General features: G+C 62.9%; 13 protein-coding genes. 6 read left to right on the plus strand and 7 right to left on the minus strand.

Translation table 11 applies throughout. The features are described from left to right. Nucleotides 1-126: 126 nt before the first annotated feature. Nucleotides 127-1881, plus strand: coding sequence for an AMP-binding protein (locus tag VJV41_RS06265; RefSeq protein WP_325332212.1), 1755 nt, complete (start codon nucleotides 127-129; stop codon nucleotides 1879-1881). Nucleotides 1882-2109: 228 nt separating this feature from the next. Then, entirely contained in the window at nucleotides 2110-2577 is a 468-nt protein-coding gene (locus VJV41_RS06270; protein WP_325332214.1) for a hypothetical protein, read from the plus strand. 45 nt (nucleotides 2578-2622) lie between these two features. On the opposite strand, the gene VJV41_RS06275 is transcribed toward VJV41_RS06270, so the two are convergent. Next, a complete protein-coding gene (locus VJV41_RS06275) occupies nucleotides 2623-3342 on the minus strand; it encodes a glycosyltransferase (protein ID WP_325332216.1) in 720 nt (239 codons plus the stop codon). 19 nt (nucleotides 3343-3361) lie between these two features. Next, nucleotides 3362-4141 (minus strand): glycosyltransferase family 2 protein, encoded by a 780-nt coding sequence (locus VJV41_RS06280; RefSeq protein WP_325332218.1) that lies wholly within the window; start codon nucleotides 4139-4141, stop codon nucleotides 3362-3364. A 473-nt stretch (nucleotides 4142-4614) separates the two neighbouring features. Between VJV41_RS06280 and VJV41_RS06285 the strand changes: the two genes are divergently transcribed. Genes VJV41_RS06285 through VJV41_RS06295 form a run of 3 tightly spaced genes read left to right on the plus strand, consistent with a single transcriptional unit; the run spans nucleotide 4615 to nucleotide 7078 of the window. Then, complete coding sequence (locus VJV41_RS06285; RefSeq protein WP_325332220.1) at nucleotides 4615-5547, plus strand: ATP-binding cassette domain-containing protein; 933 nt, start codon at nucleotides 4615-4617, stop codon at nucleotides 5545-5547. Beyond that, on the plus strand, nucleotides 5544-6287 hold the full coding sequence (locus tag VJV41_RS06290; RefSeq protein WP_325332222.1) for an ABC transporter permease: 744 nt from the start codon (nucleotides 5544-5546) through the stop codon (nucleotides 6285-6287). The genes VJV41_RS06285 and VJV41_RS06290 overlap by 4 nt, the downstream gene beginning before the upstream one ends. Next, the gene (locus VJV41_RS06295; RefSeq protein ID WP_325332224.1) at nucleotides 6284-7078 is read left to right on the plus strand and encodes an ABC transporter permease; all 795 of its coding nucleotides are present in this window, start codon (nucleotides 6284-6286) and stop codon (nucleotides 7076-7078) included. The genes VJV41_RS06290 and VJV41_RS06295 overlap by 4 nt, the downstream gene beginning before the upstream one ends. Before the next feature lie 31 nt (nucleotides 7079-7109). On the opposite strand, the gene VJV41_RS06300 is transcribed toward VJV41_RS06295, so the two are convergent. After that, nucleotides 7110-10301 carry an RND family transporter gene (locus VJV41_RS06300; RefSeq protein ID WP_325332226.1) on the minus strand — a complete coding sequence of 1064 codons (3192 nt, stop codon included), beginning with the start codon at nucleotides 10299-10301 and terminating at the stop codon, nucleotides 7110-7112. Nucleotides 10302-10736: 435 nt separating this feature from the next. Here VJV41_RS06300 and VJV41_RS06305 point away from each other — a divergent pair, with 435 nt between their 5' ends. Continuing rightward, nucleotides 10737-11993, plus strand: coding sequence for a glycosyltransferase (locus VJV41_RS06305; protein ID WP_325332228.1), 1257 nt, complete (start codon nucleotides 10737-10739; stop codon nucleotides 11991-11993). A 12-nt stretch (nucleotides 11994-12005) separates the two neighbouring features. On the opposite strand, the gene VJV41_RS06310 is transcribed toward VJV41_RS06305, so the two are convergent. The 4 genes from VJV41_RS06310 to VJV41_RS06325 all read right to left on the minus strand — a co-directional run bounded on the left by VJV41_RS06310 (nucleotide 12006) and on the right by VJV41_RS06325 (nucleotide 18093). Then, the gene (locus VJV41_RS06310) at nucleotides 12006-13769 is read right to left on the minus strand and encodes an AMP-binding protein (protein ID WP_325332230.1); all 1764 of its coding nucleotides are present in this window, start codon (nucleotides 13767-13769) and stop codon (nucleotides 12006-12008) included. A gap of 176 nt (nucleotides 13770-13945) precedes the next feature. Next, a complete protein-coding gene (locus tag VJV41_RS06315) occupies nucleotides 13946-15064 on the minus strand; it encodes a hypothetical protein (RefSeq protein WP_325332232.1) in 1119 nt (372 codons plus the stop codon). A 254-nt stretch (nucleotides 15065-15318) separates the two neighbouring features. Further along, nucleotides 15319-16725: a hypothetical protein gene (locus VJV41_RS06320; RefSeq protein WP_325332234.1), complete on the minus strand. Its 1407-nt coding sequence runs from the start codon at nucleotides 16723-16725 to the stop codon at nucleotides 15319-15321. A 9-nt stretch (nucleotides 16726-16734) separates the two neighbouring features. Next, a complete protein-coding gene (locus tag VJV41_RS06325; protein ID WP_325332236.1) occupies nucleotides 16735-18093 on the minus strand; it encodes a hypothetical protein in 1359 nt (452 codons plus the stop codon). Nucleotides 18094-18095 lie beyond the last annotated feature (2 nt).

An 18095-nucleotide genomic window follows, 5' to 3' on the forward strand; every position in this document is an offset into this window, starting at 1 on the left:
CTTTCGGCGTATGGGCGTGGCGGGACCGGCATTTGCCCTAAGCTCGACGGAATTGTCTTCAGCGTCAATTGGCAAACATGCAGCTCGGGATGGGCGCCGAGCCGGACAGGAAGGTGTCGCAGGCCGATGATGGGTTCTTCCATTACCACTGTGCTGCGCGAGCGTGCCAGTCTGCAGCCCAATGACGAAGCATTCACGTTCATCGACTACGAACACGACTCGAAGGGTGTTCCCGAGACCCTGACGTGGTCGCAACTGTATCGACGTGCATCAAACGTGGCGCGAGAACTTCGACTTTGCGGGCAACCCGGCGACCGTGCGGTGATATTGGCCCCGCAGGGACTCGACTACATCGCCGCTTTCCTGGGTTCATTGCAAGCCGGACTGATCGCGGTCCCTCTTTCTGTTCCACACGCCGGCGCTCATGACGAGCGAGTGAATTCCGTCCTGCGAGATACGTCACCTTCGGTCATTCTCACAACCTCCTCGGTCGCGGGCGACGTCGCCGAATATGCGATGTCGCAGGACGGGGAACCGGCTCCGAAAATCATCGAGTTGGATTTGCTGGATTTGGATGCGCGGAACACGACGAGAGATCCACGCATCACACGTCCGGATATCGCCTATTTGCAATACACCTCCGGGTCGACCCGTGAGCCCGCCGGCGTGATGGTCACGTACAGGAATCTCTCCGCGAACTTCGAGCAGATGTACGCCGACTACTTCGCGGACTGCGGGAAGGTCGCACCACCGGACACGACCGTGGTTTCGTGGCTGCCGTTTTACCATGACATGGGCCTACTCCTGGGAGTGTGTGTGCCGATCCTTGGCGGACTTCGCACCGTGCTCATGAGTCCGACGGCGTTCCTGGAGCGGCCCGCCCGCTGGATCCAGTTGTTGGCCAAGCATTCTCATGCGATGACGGCGGCGCCGAACTTCGCCTTCGAATTGGCAGTGCGCCGAACTACAGATGCCGACATGGCCGGCCTTGATCTTGGGAACGTCCTCGGCCTCCTCAGCGGGAGCGAGCGGGTCCACACCGCGACCCTGCGGCGCTTCACCGATCGGTTTTCCCGATTCGGCTTCCACGCCAAGGCGATACGGCCGTCGTATGGGCTCGCAGAAGCGACGGTGTACGTCGCCGCTCGCCGCCCCGGCGATCCGCCGGAAGTCGTGCACTTCGAATCCGAGAAGTTGTCCGCGGGGCATGCGAAGCGATGCACAACCGCGTCGGGCACTCCCCTGGTCAGCTACGGCACCCCGGAGTCAACGACAGTTCGGATCGTCGATCCCGAGACGATGACCGAGTGCCCGGCCGGAAAGACCGGTGAGCTCTGGGTGCACGGCGAGAACGTGGCGATGGGCTACTGGCACAAGCCGCAAGAGACGGAGCGGACGTTCGGCGGAAAGCTCGTCGCGCCTTCTGTCGGTACACCCGAAGAGCCTTGGCTGCGAACGGGAGATTTGGGCTTTGTCTCCGAAGGCGAGCTCTTCATCATGGGGCGCATCAAGGATGTTCTCATCGTGTACGGGCGCAACCACTACCCCGAGGACATCGAGGCGACCATCCAGGAGATAACCGGAGGCCGGTGCGCGGCGATTTCGACCTCTGATGCTCGAACCGAAAAGTTGGTGGCCGTCATTGAAGTCAAGAAGCGGGGCGACTCCGAGGAAGAGGTGGTGACACGGTTCGACGCCATCAAGGGTGAAGTCACCTCGGCCATATCCAAGACGCATGGTTTGACCGTGTCGGATCTCGTGTTGGTGGCGCCCGGCTCGATACCGATCACCACGAGCGGCAAGATCCGGCGATCGACCTGTGTCGAGCATTACCGAGACGGTCAGTTCACACGCATCGACGTTGTGAGCAGCCGGGTGTAATTCGTCAACGCCGGAAATTGATCCAGATTAGGTTGCTAGCCGCTTATGTTGCGTCGATTCTGTGTGCTGAGCATGTCCGGGCAGGGGACCCGAATTCATTGCTTTGGCTGCCGGGGTTACTCCCATCTGTAGGCTACGACTAGCGAGGCCCTGCGATTTCCTTACAAGGCCACGACATTTCTCGACGTTGCGACATATGATCGACGCGTCGACCTCAGGAGGGAAACAGTGAGTCTCAAACGCACGGCCCAGGCGGCGGTCACCACCGCGGCGAGCCTGGCGGCCCTCCTTTTCAGCGATGCACTGGCGACTGCTGATCCTGCTCCGCAGGAACCAGGCGTCGTCGACAACGCAGCCGCAGACAACGACCGGGCCCGCAACGACCAACCGGCGCAGGACCCGAATTGCCCGATGTGCGATCTGGTGAAGGCCGCGCAGCAGTTGCCACCCCCAGACCTCTCAGGCTGGAACATCCCGCCGCTCGTGGACGTGTCCGTGCCAGTCGGCTTCGGCGTCGGCCTGCCGAGTCCCGTTCCTGCCATCGCGTTCCCGATCACCCTTGGCGCACCGCAGCTGCCACCGCCGCCGGATCTCACTCAATTGCCGGCGCCGCAGCTGCCACCGCCACCGTCGCTGCCCTCGTGGCAGCCGACGTGGTGCGGGCCAGGGGTTCCCGGGTTCACTCCCTGTATTTAGAACGACCGCCCGAAGTACCGTTCTGACCGGCTAGGCGGCCGGCCGTCAGCGGATTACTTTCCATTCCTGGCTTGCGGACCTGTTGAGAAAGAAGACAGAGGTCGAGTTGGTGAACCATTCCCAAACCAGGCTCGGCCAACCGACCGTATGCGCCCGTCTGCCCGTGTGATAGACGGTGAGGTCGGGTTCGAATCGCGTTCTGCCAACCCGTGACAGTCGTCGGAACAGGTCCATGTCTTCGGCGGCGGCGAGACGTTCGTTGAATCCGCCGACTCTTCTGAACGCGTCGGCCAGCATCATTTGAAACTCGCCGCCGGCTCCGCCCACACCCAACAGGTTGTTCTGGAAGCGGAACTGCAGCGCAAGCATCGTGAACATGAGGCGATCAGCGGCCGTGCTCGCGTCGGGAAGGACTTTGTAACGCCCGGTAAGAGCGAGCAGCCGTTCATTTCGCCGAAAGTTCTCTTCCGCGGTGGCGAAGAAGTCGTTGATATCAGGGATGACCACGTCGGCGTCGAGAAACACCAGATATTCGCCCCGGGCAGCGGCGGCCCCCATATTTCGCGCCATGGCTATCGTCTGCCTTTGCGGCTTGTCGTAGACGATGACCTTGTCCGCATAGCTCCGCGCAACCTCGACGGTGCCGTCCTTGCTGTTACCGTCCGAAATGATGATCTCGTGTTCGCCGGAATAGGCGTTCACACATTGCAAGGTCGACTCTATTGTCTTTATCTCATTCAGAGTCGGTATCACGAACGAAATCATCGGATCCCCTGGGCACCGTCTAGCGTCTGGCCGCGTTCACCACTGACAGCCCGCCAGCTGCAACACGCCCAGGCGGTGGCGGTGGCAGAGGCATGACGGTCGTACGCGTCGTCAGCAGTCGCCAGTCTTTGAGCCAATAGCGCCACGTACCGTAGCGATAGCGGAATTGAGACCGCGCCGCGTAGAAACTGAATTGGTTGGCCGTTTTTCTTCCGAAATGGTTTATGTAGGCCAGTTCGGTCCCGTAAATTCCGAAACCTGCCACTCGAGCACGTAGGCACAGGTCGACGTCGGCGCCCCAGGCGAACTTTCCAAACGACCGTTCATCGAATCCACCGACCGCCAGCCAGGCCGATCTGGTGATCATGAAGGCGCAGGCATCCGTGAACGGTAGCTTGCGGAGCATCGGTTTTGGCTGGTAGTCGCCAGCCGGGCCGCGGTAGTCCGAGAGAATCCTCTTGTGACCGCCCGTGTCGTCATAGACCGGCACGACAATTCCAGCGTCATCGGGGATGCGCTGATCCAGTATGCCGTCGATAAAGCCGACAGACAGCCGGGTGTCGTTATTCAACGTCATCGCGTGGGTGTAGCCGTTGGCGAATGCGTAACGAAGGATGAAATTCGAGCCGCCGGCCCAGCCGAGATTCCGTCCGGGCGTGATGACGTGTTCGTCACCGATACGGGGGTAGTCGCCCCTGTTGTCGATTATGACGAAGTCGGCCCGTTCCCGACGTAGGTCTGAAATTAGCGCGTGCGTGTATTCGTGTTGACCATAGACGGGAACACCAATCAGCAGCATTAATTCGCTCCCCCTAATATCTGTCATCCCTGCCCCGATGCTAGACGGCCCGCGTCGGGCGTTGCGGCCGTTTAGCGGATTTATTGTAAGCACCAGCTTGCACGTATGTCGTGTCCACCCGGAACGTTTGCTACTCAACACCGAGCAATGCCTTCTGAAGACTCTTATGTTCCATATCTAGTGAATCCGGTGAGATTTGGTGATCACAGCAAACAACGCGAAATATTGACGGGCTGACCAGCATTTCAGCGTCGACAGGAATGCGGGTCGCACGTCACGCGTGCGTTCGTCGATGCCATGCGCTTCGTCTGTCCAGAAGGCAGTCCGAAACAGCGCCGGTGGCACCGATAACGTGGGCCAAACACAGCACCCCAGACATCGCCGTTCCCCGCAACGCCGACGTCAATTCCATGAGAAGATGCCCTGAACCGGTCTCTGGTGAGGGCCCACTGCCGACGATATGGTGTGAATTCGTGATCGAGCTCAATGGCGTTGCCAAGACGTTCGGCAACTCCGTGACCGCGTTGCGAGACGTCAGCTTCTGCGTTCCGACGGGGTCGGTCTGCGCACTGCTGGGCCACAACGGCGCCGGCAAGACGACCGTGGTCAAGATTCTGTCGACGCTGCTTCGGCCGACCTCTGGTGAAGCAGTTGTGGCCGGCTATGACGTCGTCAGGCAGCCCGACAAGGTACGCGCGAGCATCGGGCTCACCGCACAGGACGCGGCGCTGGATCCAATGCTCACCGGCAGGCAGAACCTGGTCTTGTTTGCCCGGCTGCGGGGAATGCGGCGCAACGCCGCACGGCAGCGGGCTGACGAGTTGATCGAACGGTTCGATATGGGCCACGCCGCCGACAGGCGAGTGCACACCTATTCGGGAGGCATGCGGCGTCGAATCGACATCGCAGCTGCCCTCGTGGATCCTCCGAAAGTGCTCTTCCTCGATGAGCCGACGACCGGGCTGGACCCGCGCAGCCGCCGCGACGTCTGGGCGTTCGTGTCCTCCTTGGCCGCCCAGGACATCACCGTCCTGCTGACGACGCAGTATCTCGAAGAGGCCGATGTTCTCAGCGATTCGGTCGTCATCATCGACCACGGTCAGGTCATCGCCACCGGGACGGCCGACGATCTGAAGCGACGCATGGGCTTCTCGTATTGCGAAGTGACACCGCTCAATCCGGCGGATCTGGGCCGGATATTCACCGTGGTCGCCGACATCGAGGGCGCCGAGATCGGTTACACGTCGAACACCGTGTCGGTGCCGGCCCCTGATGGCGTCGCAACGCTGGTCGAGGTGCTGCGACGGATCGAAAGCCTTGGCGTCGAATTGCTCGACATATCGCTTCGCAAGCCGTCGCTGGACGAGGTGTTCTTGCACCTCACCCCGTCGACTGTCACCGTATGACCGCGCTGGCCGCACTGACCGAACGCGCGGTACTCGCCTCGCTGCGCGACCGTGACTTGCTGTTCGCAATTCTCGCGCCGGTCGTCACCTTCGTCGGTTTCACCTTTGCCTTACAGAACGTGATCAACACCGGGGGCATGACCTATCCCCAATACGTCCTGCCCGCCGTGGTCGTCCAGGCGATGTTGTTGGGCGCGTTGACCACATCGGAGGCAGCCGCCAAAGACCAACGCCCCGGCTTCGGCGTTCGGCTCCGCACACTTCCCATCTCCGCGCTGGTCCCACTGTCGGCTCGGATGATGTACTGCCTCATTCGCGGCGCCCTCTCCGTGTTCGCCGCGATCGCGATCGCCTACCCGTTCGGCTTCCGGATGGCCGGAGGGTTCGTGTATGCGGTGGCGTTCGTGGTCGTCGCCCTGCTGCTGACCGTGGCTTTGTCGCTAGGCGCCGATGCAACAGGGTCGATCGGCTGGAAGTTGGATGCGGCCAGTCAGCTGCTCCTCATTCCCCAACTGCTGCTGGTCCTGCTGTCCACCGGACTCGCGCCGGCCGAGGCGTTTCCCGGCTGGCTTCAGCCATTCGTGCGCTACCAGCCCGTCTCACAGGTGACCGAGACCCTGCGTGGATTTGCCAGCGGTCACGTCATTCCCAGCAATCTGGCCGCCAGCCTGGCCTGGTGTCTCGGGCTGCTCGCGGTATTCGGCGTGATCGCTTTGCGCATGCAACGGCGTGCGCAATGATCACCGACTCGCGACCGCGGACGTCGCTGGTTACCGAAAGCCTGTTGCTCGCCAGCCGACATATAAACCGTTGGCGCACAGAACCTTTGCTACCGATCCAGAGCCTGGTGTTTCCAACGCTGCTGCTCATCATCTACTACCTGCTGGTCGGCAAGTCCATGGTGACGATCGCCGGGACCGACAACCTCGACGGACTGGTGCCACTGTGCGCCTTGGCGGGTGGGATGTTCGGCGCACTCGGCGCAGGCTTCGCGGTTCCCTTCGAACGGGCCAGCGGTCTGCTCAGCCGCCTGTGGGCATTCCCCGTGCATCGGGCCAGCGCCCTGATCGGCAGGCTGCTCGCCGAGGCGGCACGAACACTGGTGTCGGCCACATTGATCACCGCAGTCGGCGTTGCGCTCGGACTTCGGTTCCACGGCAGCTGGCTCGCGGTCATTCCGTTCCTGCTTGTGCCGGTGCTCGTGGTCGTCGTCTTTGCGATGATCGTCCTGACAGTCGCACTCGCTTCGGGACCCGAGATCAACTCCATGTTCACCTGGTTGGCGACGGGATCGATCGGCCTGGTGTTCGCCAGCTCCGGCGTTGCGCCTGTCGAGTTGCTCCCATCGTGGTTGCAGCCGATCATCCAGTTCCAGCCGATGTCGCCGGCGATTGAATCGATGCGGGCACTTGCCTCGGGCGAGTCCGCGATCTGGCCGCTGACCCTAACCGTCGCGTGGGCGATGGTAATCGCCGCAGTGTTCGGACCGCTGGCCGTCCGCAAGTACCGTCGCGCAGCCGAATCCGGTTAGCAGCGCCGAAAGTCCGCTTCCGCAACGCGGTTCAGTACGTCACACCCGTTGGCGCCGGCCGCGCCGGACACCGGTTCGATCCGCTCGGTCGTTCGATCGCTTTCGGCCGCGTAAGGTCAATGCACTTTCGCGGTTTCGCGGATGCGCCGACGGTAGCCAGCACCTCGGTGGGCAGTTCGTCGGGAACCTGCGCCTGCTGTTCGGCGGGCTTCTCCTTGTCGAAGTGCAGTTTCGCGGGCCACCAGTTGGCATTGCCGAGCAGTACCGCGATCGCCGGCACGGTGACGGTGCGCACCAGGAAGGTATCCAGAAGCAGCCCAACGCCAATCACGAATCCGATCTGGACGGCCGCGACGATGTTGCTGAACGTCATGCCGAACATCGACGCCGCGAAGATCAGGCCGGCCGAGGTGATGACGCCACCCGTCGCGCCGATGGTCCGGATCACCGCGGTTCGTACGCCGCGGCGGGCCTCGTCGCGGATACGGGAGATCAACAGCAGGTTGTAATCCGCGCCTACGGCCACCAGCACCAGGAATGTCATTCCTGGGACGCTCCAAGCGATTTCCTGGTTCAGGATGAACTGGAAGAAGATCACCCCGATGCCCAGCGCCGACATGTACGACAGGATCACCGATCCCACCAGGTAGATGGGCGCGACGAACGAACGCAGCAGCGCGACGAGGATCATGAACACAACAGCCAGCGTGACGACGATGATGAACCGGATATCGGCGTTGTAGTAGTTGCGGATGTCGTTCTGCACCGCCGAGAACCCGACCATCGAGATCTTCGCGTCGGCCAATGTCGTGTTAGGTCGCGCGCTTTCGGCGGTCTTGATGATGTCCTTCACCTGGTCCATCGACTCGGTGCCGAACGGGTTGAGGGCCGTCTGCACCAAGTACCGTGCCGAGTGACCGTCTTTCGAGACGAAAAGCGTTGCAGCCTTTTTGAATTCCGCCTGCGTGAGGATCTGTGGCGGGATGTAAAGCCCGGACATCGGCGGATTGGCCGCATCCCGCTTCATCGCGAGCAGGAACGCCGACGCTTGATCCAGGCCGCCGCCCATGGTCTTGGTCTGGTCGACAAGCAGCTGAACGCCCTCGGCGAGTTGCCGGCTCGAATCGGCGAGTAGGTTGACGCCTTCCTGCGCCTTAGCGATCTGCTGTTGGATGGCGTCCGGATCGTCCAAGCCCATCTGGCGTGCCGCGTCGATCGCGGTGTCCATGCTCTTGCCGAGCCCGCGCACGGTCTCGTCGAGCGTCTCGGTTCCCTTGATCCCCTGCAGTTGGCGTCCGACGTCGGCGATCTTTGCCAACGTGCCGTTGTTCTGGGCGTCGACGACGCGCTGCAGATCGGCTCGCGATGCCACGCATGCCGGGTCGAAGTTGCACTGCGGGCTGACGTTGAGCGCGTTGACCATTGGCGTCGCCCACGTGTAGACGTCGGTGATCCGGGTCAGGTTGACGCCCAACGCTTCCCCGAGCGACCGCATGTTGGCGACCAATGTGGCCGACTTGTCGATCTCGTCGAGAGTCTTGGCTCCGCCGAACTTCTGCTCCATGTCGGCCAGCGAACTCACCAGCGGACGCACGGTCACGATTCCCTGAGTGACGCCGTCGCGGAGCTGGTTGAGCGTGTCGGCGAGCTTGTGAGCCCCGCCCGACAGCAAGTTGAGGTTGCCGTCGTTGTCGGCGATGAGTTTGGCTCCGTCGTTGAGCTTCTGCCCGACCTCGCCGGCCTGCCAGGTGGCTTTCGCTTGCTCGAGCACTTCACCGGTGGGGCGTGTGATGCCACGCACCATCGCGATGTCGGGCACCTGGCTCACCCGCTGGGCCATCTGCTCCATATCGGCGAGCGCCTTTGGCGTGCGCAGGTCTTGCGGTGACTGGATGAGGATGAACTGCTGCACCGTGCTGGCGACCGAGAAGTGCTTGTCCAGTGCCGAGTAGCCCATGTTGCTCCCGGAATCGGCCGGCAGGTTCTTGCGGTCGTCGTAGTTGTACTTGATCAGACCGGCGCAAGCGGCGAGCCCGAACAGGATGACGAGGCTCACCGCCAAGTGCGTGACCGGTCGGCGAACGATGTGCACCCCGGAACGCCGCCACCAGCGGCCGGTCAGGTCCTTACGGGGCTTCACCCAGCCGCGTCGTCCGGCGAGCGCGAGGAAGGCGGGCAGCAACGTGACCGACGCGAGGAAGCCGACACCGACGGTGACCGACAGGGCCGGGCCGACGGTTGAGAAGACACCAAGATTGGTGAACGCCATGCCGAAGAAGGCGATGGCAACCGTTCCCGCCGACCCCGCGATCACTTTGCCGATCGATCCGAGGGCGGTGACAACCGCGTCGTCGGACTCCAGGCCGCTGCGGACACACTCGTGGTAGCGACTGAACAGAAATATGGCGTAATCGGTCCCCGCGCCCATCATCATCGCGGTGATCAACATGAACGTCTGCGGGCCCAGACCCAGCACACCCAGTTCACCGAGCCCGGCCACGACCTGCTGCGCCACCACCAGCGCGACGCCGATCATCAGCATCGGCAGGATCATCGCGACCAGGTTGCGGTACACGATGATCAGAATCGCCAGCACGATCACCACCGTGGCGATCTCGATGACGTGCTGGTCGCGCACGCCGATCTCGTTGAGGTCGTCGAACGTTGCCGCGGGGCCGATCACATTGGCCGTCAAGGAGGTGTTCGCCGTCGCGTCCTTGACCACCTTGATGAAGTTCCGGTAGGCCTCCTGGCCGTCCGCGACACCCATCGTGCCCTGCAGGCTGACGGGCAATTGCCAGGCCTTCTTATCCTGGCTCATCATCACTTGCTTCAATTCGGGGATGGCGATGAAGTCCTGGGTGGACAGCACGTTCTTGGTGTCGGCCTTCAGCCGGTCCACCACCTTGCGATAGGTGCCCTCGTCGTCAGGGGTGAGCCCGTTTTCGTTCGACAAGATGACAACAGCGGCGTTCCCGGCACCTCCCTCGTCAAATGCTTTCTGCATTTCCTGGGCGGCACTCATCACTGAAGACCCGGCGGGCAGCAAACCCGGCGGATTCTTTTGGGCAACCTCCATCAACGGCGGGATCGTCAAGAACAAGACGGCCGCGAGAGCCAACCATGCAGCGATAACCACCAGAGGGTGGCGAACGATAAACCGGCTTACTACCGGGGAGCGCCCCTCTTCAAACGCACCGCTGGATCTGGCGCGCCTCAACATCCCAATCAGGCTACACGGCTGCAGTGCCTTACGAGCGGGTAAAGGAGTTTGCTCGCGACGAAGCATAGAGTTGACCAAATCGCCTGGCGTGGTGTTGGTTCCCGACCCGTCGCGACGATACCGAGAAAGTCATCAGCGCGCTGCCCAAACGATTCGGGTGGCCCAGTTGGTGGTCACAACCCCGGCCTTCATCGCTATCTTCGACAACAACCATTTCCTTGCGCATACCAGCTATATAGATCGGGATAGTCGACAACGGCAAACTAAATTGTTTTGTCCGACCAGCGTCTCGGAGCCTTTGCCTGGACGTCACCGGCACAAACTGTGCTCTAATCGGGGCGTGCCAGCGACGACGTTGGAGAAATGTCTCCGCGGTAGGCGGTATTTGCCGAATCGCCCCCCTGTTGATCTTCGCGCGACGCGGTGCGGCGGCCGATGAAGTTCGTCGTGGCGGTTCACGGAACCCGTGGCGATGTCGAACCCTGCGCCGCCGTCGGCATGGAGCTTGTTAGCCGGGGCCACGACGTGCGGGTCGCGGTTCCTCCCAACCTCGTTGCGTTTGTCGAAGCAGCGGGCTTGTCCTCCGCGGTGTCCTACGGAGTGGACTCACAGCAGCAACTCGACGCGGACATCTTTCGTAAGTACTGGAAGATCCAAAATCCCGTCACGGCCCTGCGCGAACTGCGCGAGTACATCACCCAGGGCTGGGCGGAGATGAATACAACCCTGACGTCCCTGGCCGACGACGCCGACCTGATCCTGACCGGCACGACCTATCAAGAGGTCGCCGCCAACGTGGCCGAGTGCTACGACATTCCGCTGGCCGCGTTGCACTACTTCCCGGCGCGGCCCAACAGTCAGGTGCTGCCGATCCCCTTGCCGTCTCGCCTGATCCGATCAGCGTGGACGGTCGCCGAGTGGGTGCACTGGCGTGCGCTCAAGCAGGCCGAGGATGCACAACGACGGGAGCTGGGCCTGCCAAAAGCAACCGTCCGCGCAGTGCGGCGCATCGTCGAGGGCGGCGCCCTGGAGATACAGGCCTACGACGAGGTGTTCTTTCCGGGGCTGGCGGCCGAATGGGGTTCTGACCGCCCGCTGGTCGGGTCGATGACGCTGGAGCTGGGCACGGACACCGACGACGAGGTGGCGTCGTGGATCGCGGCCGGCAAGCCGCCGATCTACTTCGGATTCGGCAGCATGCCGGTGCAATCTCCCGCCGATGCCGTCGCAATGATCACCGAGGTTTGCGCGGAATTGGGCGAGCGAGCGCTGATCTGTTCAGGTGTCTGGGATCTCGATGACAGCCCCGATGTCGAGCACGTGAAGCTCGTGAGGACCGTCAACCACGCGGCGGTGTTCCCCATTTGCCGTGCCGTCGTGCACCACGGCGGCTCAGGAACCACGGCCGCGAGCGTACGCGCCGGGGTGCCGACATTGATCCTATGGGTGGGCGCCGATCAACCGTTCTGGGCCACTCAGATCAGCAGGCTCAAAGTCGGTACGGCTCTTCGCTTTTCGCGTACGACGCGAGATTCGCTGCTCGGCGCGTTGCGTACCGTCCTCGCCCTGCAGTACGCCACCCGCGCCAGGGAAGTCGCCGCCTTGATGACCAAACCTGCCGCGAGCGTTTCGAGAGCAGCCGATCTACTCGAGGATGCGGTCCACAGAGGTCGCGCTCGCCGATTGGCATGACCGAGTACGGCGTTAAGCCGAACCGACCGGTGCCGATGCTTGACCGTCCAACCGGGTGAAATGATCGCTGCGGTATTGCTCGACGCAGCTGGCCCGCCGGATCTTGCCGCTTGTGGTGATCGGAATCGAACCACGCGGTACCAGAACGATATCCGCGACGCTGAGCCCATGTGAATTCGAAATCGCGGATGTGACTTCGCGTTTCACGTCGAGTAGCGCATCCATCGCCTCGTCCGACTCGCCGCGCTTCTTGACCTCGACGATCACGACCAGCTGTTCGCCCTGATCATCGTCGACCGAGATCGCAGCGACCCTGCCCCCGGATATCTCCTGGATCGTCGCCTCGATGTCGTCGGGGTAGTGGTTCAGCCCCCGCACGATCAGCAGGTCCTTGATTCTGCCGACGATGAACAGCTCATCGTCGGACACGAAGCCCAGATCCCCGGTTCGAAGCCATGGCCCCTCGGGCGTGCCCGCCGACGGCGCCACGATTTCGGCGCCGAACGTCGTCTCGGTCTGCTCAGGTTTCTCCCAGTACCCCAGGCAGACGTTGTCACCCCGTACCCAGATCTCACCGACCATCCCCGCCGGGCGTTCCGATCTGGTCTCCGGGTCGACGATGCGCACCATCGGCGATTCCGGGTTGCCGTAGCTGACGAGCGGTGTACCCGTTTCGCCCACGCATCGTTCGGCATGGCCTGCGGAGAGTTTCTCGGGTTCGAAGTAGAGGACGTTCGGGGGCTGGTTGACCGGGCGGGTCGCCACGTAGAGCGTCGCCTCGGCGAGGCCATACGAGGGCCGCAACGCCTCCTCACGCAGATTGAACCGGGCGAACCGCTGGAAGAACCTCGTCAGGGTCGCCACATGCACCCGTTCGCTGCCGCTGAGCACACGGAGCACGTCCCGGAGGTCGAGGCCCGCCATGTCCGCGTCTGATGTCCGCCCGGCCGCCAACTCGAATGCGAAGTTGGGGGCTGCCGTCAATGCGTGCGGATGGCGGGCCAGCAATTGCATCCACCGTGCAGGCCGGGCCAAGAATGACGCCGGCGTGGTGAACACGGAGTGCCAGCCGCCGAGAATGGGCGCGCACACGCCGAGCATCAAACCCATGTCGTGGTAGAACGGCAGCCACGACACGGCTGTGGTGTTCGGGGGCGTGACCTTGCCGAAGTCCGGAAAGAAGTCGGCGATGATCTGCTCGAAATTGGCGGTGAGGTTTCTGTTGGAGACCATCACCCCAGCCGGTGTGCGGGTCGATCCGGAGGTGTATTGCAGGTAGGCCGTGGCGGGCCGCGTCTCGCGACCGGAGACGGAGCGTCTGCGCGCGTCCAAGTCCAGCGAGTCGATCTCGACGACGACGGGAGCAGACTCGTCTGGACGCTCCGCGGCGTAATCGGCGACGTTTCCTGCGACAGATGAGGTGGTGAGGATGACCGTGGGCGTCGCGTCGCGCAGCACCGCACTGACACGTTCGTCGTGAACACCGACCATCGGAACGGAGAGGGGGACTCCGATCAGTCCGGCTTGCAGCGAGGCGAGAAAAGCGACGACGTAGTCCAGGCCCTGAGGGGCCAATATCAGCGCGCGATCTCCGATCGACCCGCGCTGTCGGAGTTCATGCGCCAGGCTGGAAACCCGCCGGTTCAACTGTGCCCAGGTCAGCGTCTGGGTAACGCCTTCCCACTCGCGTTCGTAGTCGACGAACGTGAACGCGATGTCGTCGGGCTGCAGACTGGCGCGTTCACGCAGCACGCCGGTCACGGAGGAATCGGTCATAGGCGTTACATTTTTACTCGATTGTGCGGTTGTCGTCGAACTCGGCCCGGCGCGCCGCGCACATTGCGTTCATTTCGGCAGGTCGGCGGACCACGCGATTTGCCACCGCGCTGTCCGGCGATCTTGATGGGGCTGCGGGCGTCTTTGCTGGGAAAACTGACGAGTTTCTCGGCGTCTTATTCGATTGCGCCGGTCAGATCGAAGTCTCCGAGTGTGCGAGAGATGCGTTCACGGAGAATATCCCTCGAGTTTTCCTCGCCGCGTTGATAGGCGCGAAAAGTAATGTACAGCTTTCCGCAGATCCGCCCCGCGCACAGATACAGTTCTCCGGCACTGAGTTCCGGGCTCTTTTCGGTGAGGTTTTGCTCCAGCATTCTGATGGAGAAGTAGTCGGCAGGGGTGCCATCCGCACACGCCACAGTCGGGTCGACATCGCCGAAATAGGAACACCCCACGGGAAGATCGGCGGCGTTCAATGCCGCTAACGGTAGCTTCCTGACGACGGCGGTGGGGATCAGTGGGGTCAGCGGCAGGACACTCTCCTGCTCCTTGAACTTTCCCAGTCCGAGAACAAGGGCCTGCTTGATATCGGCTCGGATTTTCCGTAGATCTACTGTTACCGGTTCGGGGTCAACCGCGAAATCAATACCTTTGAGCGCATTTGCGCGCAAATCATTCTCGGTGCGGTCGTTGACGGGATAATTCAACGTAACCAAATCGTCTTTGGCACGAACTCGGCCGTACTTCTCGGCGAGTTTTGCGGCAAATCCGGCAAACAGTGCGTTACTTGTCCCACCGAGGCGTTCCGCGCAATCGTCCCAGTCGGCCAGGTCGATGTAGGCGGTCGCGGTCGGCACCGCCACAGGCCGATCCGGTCCACGCTTTGATACCGATGGAGCCGCCGATGCGCTCGGCCGGCCCAGCGTGGGCCTGTTCGCAGCGGCCAGCTTGGTCATGGCGACGAGCGCGTGGCCGACCTCGGGCAGCCCGCGGGCGGCTTGCCGGGCATCTTCGGCCAATGCTCGGCGGCGGGGGCGTGAGCGTGGGGGTGGATAACCGAAGTCGTTTCTGATGCCGTTGACCGCGTCACGCACGGCAAGACACAGCCCGGCGCCGTCGATGATGGTATGCGAGGTGACCAGGCTGACCGCGGTTCCGTAGTCCTTGATCGGAAGGACACCGAGATGCCAGCTCGGACCGAACTCTGGATGAACCGGTATTTGCGCCCGTTCCTCGACCCACCCGGATAAGGCCGCGTGCGTATGTGCGGGCGGATCGACGTCGATCCCGGGCAACTCGTGACACGAGACCCAGCGATGACGCCCGAACGGAACCGGAGAACGCTCGATGCGGCGCCCTACCAGCCCGTGGGCGAGGTTGTCGTGCAGTCGGCGCAGCGCTTCGTGGTCGATGTCACGCCGATACACCCAGTTGAACTGAACACCGTGCACGTGGCCGCTGGCCCGCACCCATACAAATGACGCGTGGTCCATGAACGCGAGCGTGTTTTCGACTGCGGCAGGAGTCCGTCGGTCTACGGGTGTGACCATCAGAAGATCTCGCCCGTCAGGTCGAATTCGGCCAGCGTGCGCGCCGCGAGTTCACGCAACCGGGGCTTCGAGTTCTCTGCGCCGACCTGATAGCCGATGATTCCCACCGTGACCTTGCCGCCGATGCGTCCAGCTACGGCGACAAGCTGCCCACCTGCGCGCTCGATGTCGGCTCGCCGGACGTTCTGATCGACACCGCGCACCAACACATACTCAGCGTCCGTGCCGTCGGGGCGTGCAATCTCGGCAGGGAAATCGCCGAGGTTGGAACACGATACGGGAAGCTCGGCGCCGGTACCCAAGAACTGTTCCACCACCCGCCGCAATAGGCGTCGTGGTACCAGGGGCACGATCGGAAGGAGCTCCAACATCGGATCGGGGACCTCGCGTGCCGTCTTGAGTGCTTGCCGGATGGCGACGCGGGCATCGGTGAGGTCCGCTATCACTGGGGCCGGGTCAAGGTTGACCGGAGCGAACAACATGGCGTTCGCGCGCGTATCGTCCAGGCTGGTGCGGTCGTTGAGCGCGACGATCAGAGACACGGTGCCGTCGGCGCGCTGGCGGCCAAGGTGCTCGCCGAGTTTCGCGGCAAACGCGGCGAACAACGAATAGTTGGTGCCATTGAGGGCTTTCGCGCGGGCGTCCCACTGCTCCAGATCGACGAGCACCGAGATGGCAGGCACAACCACGATCTCATCGTTGTCGGCAACGCTGACGGCGCGGGGTTTGGGGACTGAAGCGGCCTCCTCGTAGCGGCTGCGATTGAGCATCTTCACGCCCGCCACCACCGCATGGGCGACCGCACGCGCATCCTTGGTCGTGTCACGAAGATCGGCCATGGTGGCGCGAAAATACGTGCGAGACTGAGGAAGTGGGTAGCCGATGTCGCGCTGGCTCGCGTTGACCGCCTCGACCACGGTAAGCAGGGCTCCGACGCCGTCGCCGAGATGGTGCGAGCCGGTGATACTGATCGCGGTCGACCCGTCGGTCAGTGGCTGCACCGCCATGTGCCAGCCAGGCCCAGTTTCTGGATCCACTGGCACTTGCGAGAATTCGTCGGCCCAATCGCTGAGTTCCTCGCGCGGACGCGGCGACTCGACGAAGTCGATGGACGCCGCCGCCCCAAGCGATGACACCCAGCGGTGCCTGGCGAACGGTAGCGGAGAACGCTCGATTCGGCGTCCCGCCAGCCCGTAGCCGAAATTCTCGTTAAAGCGCCTCAGCGTGTCGTAGTCGACGGGGTGTTCGTATATCCACACCACTTGGATGAGCTGCCCGCGCCCCGTTGCGCGCAAGAACTGGATACCCGCGTGATCCATGAAGGTGAGCCGATTGTCCCTCGGCACATCCGCTTTGGGTGTGCGCTGGGACAACCGTTTGCGGGCTGGACGAATTTGGATGGCCATTTGGACCCGCTATTCGATCACGCCGGTCAGACCGAACTCGGCCAGCGTGCCCGCCGCCAGCTGACGCAAACTGTCCTTCGAGTTCTCTGTACCTGGCTGGTAGGCAACGACAGTGATGGAGATCTTGCCGCCGATGCGTCCGGCCAGCACGGTCAGCAGGCCACCCCGCCGCTCGAGGAACTGACGCGTGACGTGTCGGTCCACCCCGCGCAGCATCACGTATTCGGCATCCGTGCCGTCGGCACGGGCGACGACGGGGTCGACCTCGCCAAGGTTGGAACACGACACGGGCAGATCGTCGAAGCCGAAGACCACATCGGAGCCACGTTTGACAGCGCGCTTCGGGATGAACGGGGTCAAGGGAAGAAGCTGCAACGTCTCATCCGGCGACTCGCGGAGGTCGGTGAGCGCCCGTTTGATCACGACCCGGGCGTCGGAAAGTTCCGTTGTGACCTGGGTTGGGTCGAGGGCGATTGTTGCCAGTGACGCGGCGTTGGCACGCGTGTCGTCCGGGGTGCGGTCGCTGATGGGGACGTGCAGCGTGACGGCGCCATCGCTGGCGCGGCGACGTCCCATGTGTTCGCCCAGTTTTGCGGCAAACCCGGCGACCAGCGAATAGCTTGTTCCACCAAGAGAATTCGCGCGCGTATCCCAATCGTTCAGATCAACGTAGATAGTGATAGCCGGTGCCACGACTTTACAATCGCCATCCGCTGACGAAATGGCCTTCGGCCGCGATGACCCCGACCGGGTGAACTCATGCCTGCGACGAAATGCCAGCTTCGCTCCCGCGACAAGCGTCCGGGCGACCTCGGGTACACCTTGCGCGGTCTCGCCCAGATCGGTGGCCACAGCGCGCAGCCGACCCCGTGAGCGTGGCGACGGGAAGCCGAAATCACGCCTATTGCCTTTGACCGCATCGACAATCGTATTCAGCGCGCCGAGGCCGTCGGACAGGCAGTGCGACAACACCAGGCTGACCGCGGTGGCACCGTCGCTCATCGGAAGGACTCCCAGATGCCAGCCGGGCCCCCACTCCGGGTCGATGGGCAATTGCGCGCGTTCGTCGACCCAGTCGCTGAGGGCGGCGCGCGGACGAGCGCTCTCGATGTCCATGTCCGACGGCGGCCCCAACGACGACACCCAGCGATGCCGGCCGAACGGCAGCGGCGACCGCTCGATCCGCCGGCCGAACAGCCCGTGACCGAAGTTCTGGTGAAAACGCCTCAGCCCGTCGAAGTCGACAGCGTGTTCATACACCCACACGGCCTGCATAGCGAGCTCTTGTCCGGTGGCGCGCTGTCCCAGAAACAACAGTTGATCAGTGAACGCGAGGCGATTGTCCAGCGCTGCAGCATATTCGGTCATCG

Source organism: Mycobacterium sp. (assembly GCF_035274705.1).
Taxonomy (GTDB): Bacteria; Actinomycetota; Actinomycetes; order Mycobacteriales; family Mycobacteriaceae; genus Mycobacterium.

What these genes read in the sequence shown, in the direction of transcription:
- VJV41_RS06300 (WP_325332226.1), bottom strand. Translation starts at nt 10,301, where the DNA reads ATGTTGAGGCGCGCCAGATCCAGCGGTGCGTTTGAAGAGGGGCGCTCC.
- VJV41_RS06310 (WP_325332230.1), bottom strand. Translation starts at nt 13,769, where the DNA reads ATGACCGATTCCTCCGTGACCGGCGTGCTGCGTGAACGCGCCAGTCTG.
- VJV41_RS06320 (WP_325332234.1), bottom strand. Translation starts at nt 16,725, where the DNA reads ATGGCCATCCAAATTCGTCCAGCCCGCAAACGGTTGTCCCAGCGCACA.
- VJV41_RS06275 (WP_325332216.1), bottom strand. Translation starts at nt 3,342, where the DNA reads ATGATTTCGTTCGTGATACCGACTCTGAATGAGATAAAGACAATAGAG.
- VJV41_RS06280 (WP_325332218.1), bottom strand. Translation starts at nt 4,141, where the DNA reads ATGCTGCTGATTGGTGTTCCCGTCTATGGTCAACACGAATACACGCAC.
- VJV41_RS06265 (WP_325332212.1), top strand. Translation starts at nt 127, where the DNA reads ATGATGGGTTCTTCCATTACCACTGTGCTGCGCGAGCGTGCCAGTCTG.
- VJV41_RS06325 (WP_325332236.1), bottom strand. Translation starts at nt 18,093, where the DNA reads ATGACCGAATATGCTGCAGCGCTGGACAATCGCCTCGCGTTCACTGAT.
- VJV41_RS06290 (WP_325332222.1), top strand. Translation starts at nt 5,544, where the DNA reads ATGACCGCGCTGGCCGCACTGACCGAACGCGCGGTACTCGCCTCGCTG.
- VJV41_RS06295 (WP_325332224.1), top strand. Translation starts at nt 6,284, where the DNA reads ATGATCACCGACTCGCGACCGCGGACGTCGCTGGTTACCGAAAGCCTG.
- VJV41_RS06305 (WP_325332228.1), top strand. Translation starts at nt 10,737, where the DNA reads ATGAAGTTCGTCGTGGCGGTTCACGGAACCCGTGGCGATGTCGAACCC.